The 5,485-nt window shown below is 48.8% G+C and carries 6 protein-coding genes; 4 read left to right on the forward strand and 2 right to left on the reverse strand.

The features are described 5' to 3' along the window. Positions 1-111: 111 nt before the first annotated feature. Positions 112-237 (forward strand): hypothetical protein, encoded by a 126-nt coding sequence (locus ACXMYO_RS16080; RefSeq protein WP_457809505.1) that lies wholly within the window; start codon positions 112-114, stop codon positions 235-237. A 123-nt stretch (positions 238-360) separates the two neighbouring features. Here ACXMYO_RS16080 and ACXMYO_RS16085 read toward each other — a convergent pair whose 3' ends face one another. After that, complete coding sequence (locus ACXMYO_RS16085; protein ID WP_457809506.1) at positions 361-858, reverse strand: nucleotide triphosphate diphosphatase NUDT15; 498 nt, start codon at positions 856-858, stop codon at positions 361-363. 310 nt (positions 859-1,168) lie between these two features. On the opposite strand from ACXMYO_RS16085, the gene ACXMYO_RS16090 reads away from it, so the two are divergent. Next, the gene (locus ACXMYO_RS16090) at positions 1,169-2,116 is read left to right on the forward strand and encodes a type IV toxin-antitoxin system AbiEi family antitoxin domain-containing protein (RefSeq protein WP_457809507.1); all 948 of its coding nucleotides are present in this window, start codon (positions 1,169-1,171) and stop codon (positions 2,114-2,116) included. After that, positions 2,082-2,963: a nucleotidyl transferase AbiEii/AbiGii toxin family protein gene (locus ACXMYO_RS16095; protein WP_457809508.1), complete on the forward strand. Its 882-nt coding sequence runs from the start codon at positions 2,082-2,084 to the stop codon at positions 2,961-2,963. Before ACXMYO_RS16090 ends, ACXMYO_RS16095 begins: the two co-directional genes overlap by 35 nt. A gap of 32 nt (positions 2,964-2,995) precedes the next feature. Here the strand turns inward: ACXMYO_RS16095 and ACXMYO_RS16100 are convergent, their stop codons facing one another. Further along, positions 2,996-3,442, reverse strand: coding sequence for a hypothetical protein (locus tag ACXMYO_RS16100; protein WP_457809509.1), 447 nt, complete (start codon positions 3,440-3,442; stop codon positions 2,996-2,998). Positions 3,443-4,812: 1,370 nt separating this feature from the next. On the opposite strand from ACXMYO_RS16100, the gene ACXMYO_RS16105 reads away from it, so the two are divergent. After that, positions 4,813-5,256: a hypothetical protein gene (locus ACXMYO_RS16105; RefSeq protein ID WP_457809510.1), complete on the forward strand. Its 444-nt coding sequence runs from the start codon at positions 4,813-4,815 to the stop codon at positions 5,254-5,256. Positions 5,257-5,485: the final 229 nt, after the last annotated feature.

Below are 5,485 nucleotides of genomic sequence, written 5' to 3' on the forward strand. Positions count from 1 at the left end.
CCTGGCGTCTTGCTCAGGGCTTCGCCCCGAGACCCCGTTTGTCACGCTCGCTGCCGCTTGCATGACATAGAGTTCCAGCGCTGAAAACAGCGTCGAGTATGGAGGGATAACATGAGTCAAACACTGCAAACCGTGATGATGACCGCCCCGCTTGTGGCGATCGCTGTTGCTGCGGCTGTCGGGCCGAGAATTTCGCACTGGTGGTATCGACGGAAGGAACGCAAACCCAGCGAGTAGACACAAAAAACCCGGCATCAGAGTTAACTGGCCGGGGTTTCATGGAGCGACGTGTCCTTGCCTGCTCCCATGAGCATCCTGCTCACGTCTGTTTTCGAGCGATCCGTGCTCGAAGGAGCATCCTTACTCCTGTGACTGCATAAGAGCACGTGACTGGGGGTGCTCGTCGACAACATGGATTGGATAGCTTATCCAGCCTTGTGGAACAGGCTGATTTTTAAATGCGTTGAGCAGGGCATCAGAGGCGGGAAAAAGAGGTTCGGGGAGATCGCTCAATGAGAACCAACGCCAGCACGAGAAAACTTCCGGTTCTGTGACGACGGGCTGGGTGTTCTGCTCTCTGACCGAAACAAGTATTCCTGCAGTGATAGCAGGTGCTGGGCTTGTCAGGTTTTGAAAGACTGAAAAAACGGTTACCGATCCAGTCTCAAATATTCCTGTTTCTTCGTGCAGCTCTCGAAGCGCCGCTACCGAGAAGCTTTCACCCTGCTCAACATGTCCTCCTGGCAAGCACCAGCAGGGAGACTCATCAGCCTTGTTTCGATAACCCAACAATATTTGCCCGGTCTCGCGTTCGACGATAATGCCGACGCCTACTCGAGATGAAACCACTTCAGACATAACCCCACTCTCTCCTCTTTGAAAAAGGACTGTCCCACAGAGGGTAGTTATGACGTTTTCAGCTCACCAAAAATGGCCCTCAGTGGGGCCATTTTTCACTCATGATAAGACGCGTAATCATGAATTTCTAACAATCAAAAGCAAATTTTTTCATCGAAAGCCACCTAGGATGCGTCCTTAGGACGCATCCTAGGTGGCGTACGACCAAAAATCAAGCAATGAAGCGGAAAAAACAAAAAAATATTGACGTTTCGACTATAAAGCGATATACGTCCTTAGGACGTATATCGCTTTATAGGTGAGATGGTAAATGGCTTTACCTATCGAAGAAGCTGTTTCGAGATGGCTAATTGATGACTATCAAAAAGGAGCTATAAGCAACAAAAGGCTTCAAGAAGAAATTGCTTCTTTATATAAGAAAGAAATGTATAAAGGAGAAAGGATCTTAAACATAAAAACAAAAACGCCTGGCAACGAACAATTTAGAAGATGTATAAGCCGTCTTGAAATAAGCGGGGTAATCGACTATCCCGGTATGAAATTATTGGATCCTCTAAGCTTCCGATATCTTATAGTTAAACCTTTCTCTAAAGCTTCAACAGAAGAGCTTCTATGTTCGATATATAACTACGGATATATATCACACCTCTCAGCGATGGCTTGGTATGGTGTAACTGACAGAATTCCTAAATTAATATACTTCACGACTTGTAGTCAAAAGATGTGGAAGGAAAAATCTCTCTCAGAAATAACTGAAAGAATTGGTTCTTTGTCAGTGGCCAAAAACTTTATGCCCGTGTTCCCTATAAGCGGTGAACATTTTGGAAAAGAAGTAATAGTTATTAGTACCAGCAATTATCTTGTTCCAAGAGAAAATGAAAGAGGTGTTAGAGTTAGAGATATAGGCAATCTTTTTTTAGATATGTTAAAAAACCCTAATAGGTGCGGTGGTGAATCTCATGTAATATCTGTTTTTTTTGAACACGCAGAAATATTTCAAAGACAAATAATTAAAGCAGCTGATAAGTACGGTACGGCCATAGATCAAGCTAGAGTAGGATTCTTTTTTGAAAAAGTGCTAGAAAAAGATATTCCAATAATAAAAAAATGGAAGGATTCAAAGTCAAATCAGCGCGGTTCAAGTAGGCTTTTTATAGCAAACGGTGAATTTCATAGCCATTACGACTCCGAATGGAATTTATCTATAAATAACAAGGACTTATATGGATTCGCAGAGAACGGTTCAAGACTGGGTTAAAGATGAGTCATTGGGCATAAACCCTGATTTTAAAAAAGTCGTGCATACAGTTTTGTTAGCCATTTCGAACGACTCAGACCTTTCTGAAAGCATGGTAATGAAGGGAGGAGTTTTGATGGGGATATCTTATAGAAGCGAAAGATTTACAACTGACATAGATTTTTCTACAAAAAGTAAAATATCTTCTATGTCAGAAAAAGAGTTGAGAGAAAGGTTAGATAGGAGCCTAGAAGCTGTCATTCCAGATCTTATGTATGAAATTAAAGCAAAAGTTCAAAGTATTGAAGTAAAGCCAAGAATGGAAAGTACCTTCCCATCTTACAAAATAAAAATAGGATATGCTTCTCAAAGGCAAGCTTCAGTGCTTAGACAGTTAGAAAGAGGCCAGTCTCCTAAAACTTTATCTATAGATTATAGTTTTAATGAGGAAACGGGTAGCGTTCAAGAGTTAACCATTGATGGAGACGAAGATGATTCTATAAAAGTTTATAGCCTTGTTTCGATGATTGCAGAAAAAATAAGATCTATACTACAGCAAGTAGTAAGAGATAGGTCAAGAAGGCAGGATATCTACGATTTATATTTGCTGGTTTCTAACTATGCCACAAAAAATAAAGTTGAAATGCAAGAGGTTTTAGAAACACTTTTTGCTAAATCTGAGGGCAAAGGCATTGAGGAGTTTTTAAACCAACAAGGAATAAGTGACCCCCGAGTAGTGGAAGCATCAAGAAAAGATTATTTAGATATGTCGGACGAAATTTCTGGAGAACTCCCGGATTTCGATGAGGCATATGAAGTGATACGACTTTATTTTGAAGACCTACCTTGGCAATCACTTAACCGATGATATTTCTCTCAAACGAGGGTAGAGGAGCGCTCCTAGTTTGATTTGCCTCGTTCATCATTTGCATAGATTTTCTTAACGATCGCACGAAACCCATGAGGGTCGTCAGCTTCGGTCTGCGCTTGGTTTTCTTTCGAAGCGTCTTGATAGTTTTCTGGTGGAGGGAGTCTTCTTAGGCTGGCTACCTCTTCACGCAGCAATCGTACTTCTTCACCTTGACGACGAGTCAACTCAACCAACTCCGCCAATAGACGCTCTGTCGCGGGTGTCGCATCTGCTGTCGCATGGGCCTGCTCAGGCGGTGTCGCAGGTGTCGCATGACCGGATGGCTCGCCATAGCATCGGATAAGCTCCGAAAGATCCAGTACCCGTCTCCCATCAGGCTCCAGAACCCATGACAAGCGGCCTGATGCCATATGGCGGTATAGAGTTGCCCTGTGGATTTTGAACAGGCGAGCTGCATCGCTTGGAGAGAGTCGCATGGTGTCGCATCGCTACTGTCGCATGATGTTGCACTGTATCTGGTTCCGGGACAGATATCAGGCAAGATGTACTACTAGGTGAGTCGTTACTGGCCAGAGATTGGATAGCGGCCTAATACTGACGACTGTTTGGGTCATAGTTGACGCGGTAAGTCGTTGAGGGATAACTTAAAGGCCAGAAATGATGAAACCCCGAGGACGGCAATCCTCGGGGTTTCGGATTCTCTCTACTGGGGGACAGAAGAGAGAACTTAGCACGTGGTTCTAGTCTAGCGGCCCCTATGGCCCCTGCGCAACACCTTCCCCCCTTTAGAAAGAATCCCTTTTCGGCCGTCACATCAGCGTGACACGTGGCCAGAGGGGTTGGATTCAAGTTGATAGTTACCCTCTAGTCGTGACGGTCGGGCCAAACGGGGAAACCTCACACATGGCCCAGCGTGCGACGCGCGTCCAATGCTTGCCAGTGTCGCGACCTGGCAGCACTACCACCGAGGGCAACGGGCAACACCGGCCACCTCATTAAAAACGGCGCGGGGCTCCCATCAGCACGATGACGAGAGCGGTAGTGCAGCAGCTTGTGGCGTGTCTCTCCGGCGCGTGAGGGGGGCAGGATCGGGCCACCGATCTACCGACAGCGGAGAGCAAGGCGAACCCTCGGGCTTTTACGAAGCCTGGGAGGGCGAGCCTGTCTTGAAGCGCAGCGGAAAGACAGGCTCGCCTGCATGAGCCGCGCTTTGCGCGCGCCTTTTCTCGCCCCGTTTCAGGGGAGCATTCCTATCTGTTTGCGCAGCCTCGTTCCTGCCGTGTGAGAGGAAGCGAATCTCTGATTCGCGACGGTTCACCGGCCAACAACGAGCGTAGCGAGGCGTTAGTGCCTTATAGCGGTCATTATTCATTTCGTATGCAGACTGGTATAGCAAGCGCTATAACGACTGCTAGAGCTTCTGCTATCAGAACTGCGTCAGAATCGACCCCATGCGGGCGCGCTCTGAACGAGCGCTAACCCGCATCAGGGCTGACGCCCTCTGCACTTTCCTCCGGCGCTGAACGCGCCTCCAGAAACGCATTCACCCCAGCCTTCGCCCGGGAGCTTCGCACCCGGACCCCGTACTGTTCTTGCTCTTCGCTGCGCGTCAGGAACAGCCCGGGGTCCGGCTGGCTTCGCTTCAGCCCGGACGAAGGGGGCAAGCCCCCACTTCCGACCGGCCATTGGGATGGCCTGCCTGATGCGCTGGGGCGCGGCTCGAAAGCGGCTCCCCCAACCCTCGGCACGGCCTCGGGGGCTTCGCTGGACGCGGCGCCCCACTCGCTACGCGAGCGGTTCCCTGTCATCGTCAAACCCCACGACGATGACAACTGGAGGCCGCACGATGGCTCATTTACGTCGCCTGATCTCTACTTCTGACTACGTTCAGTGCGCACAGAGCAGTGCCCTGTTTGGCCAGCCGATGTTTGTGGTCAAACATGACCCCAGCCCTTTCCCTGGCAACCCAACACATGACCCCGTAGAAGGCGCTCAGGAGTACAACGAGCGGCTACGAACTCATGGGGGTGCGTTGGGTTTGCCTGAAGGTCAAAAGACGCTCACGGAGCTTCTACGGGCCGCTGAAGACGATCTGGAACTTACTCGCGCTCTGCTGTCCGTTCAGGCTTCGAAAAATGACGGCAGGGACGTTTCAGAACTGCTGAATGCCTGCATGATCGGAGAGGGCTGGACGTCGTCACTTTTTACGCTGGCCGGTGAGATCCGCTCGATGAAAAAATCACAGGTGATGGCGCTTCGAAATCAATCAATAAACGCAGAGAAAAGCTAACGCCTCGCGTTGCTCGTTGTTGGCCAGCGACTCGCCGCGAAAAAATTTCGCAGCGAGTCGCCGGCTTCAAAATTTTGCATGCAAAAAAATGGAGCATGAAGCGCTCGAGATCAGATCAGATTTTCGGGGAAAATTTTCCTCACCTGCACGGTTCCGGCTCGGACAAGGTATGCCTACGTGCACACATCGTGGCACTGACGGCACCCAGCTCGATGCTCTCGCGTGGTTG

Source organism: Kushneria sp. EE4, assembly GCF_977968315.1.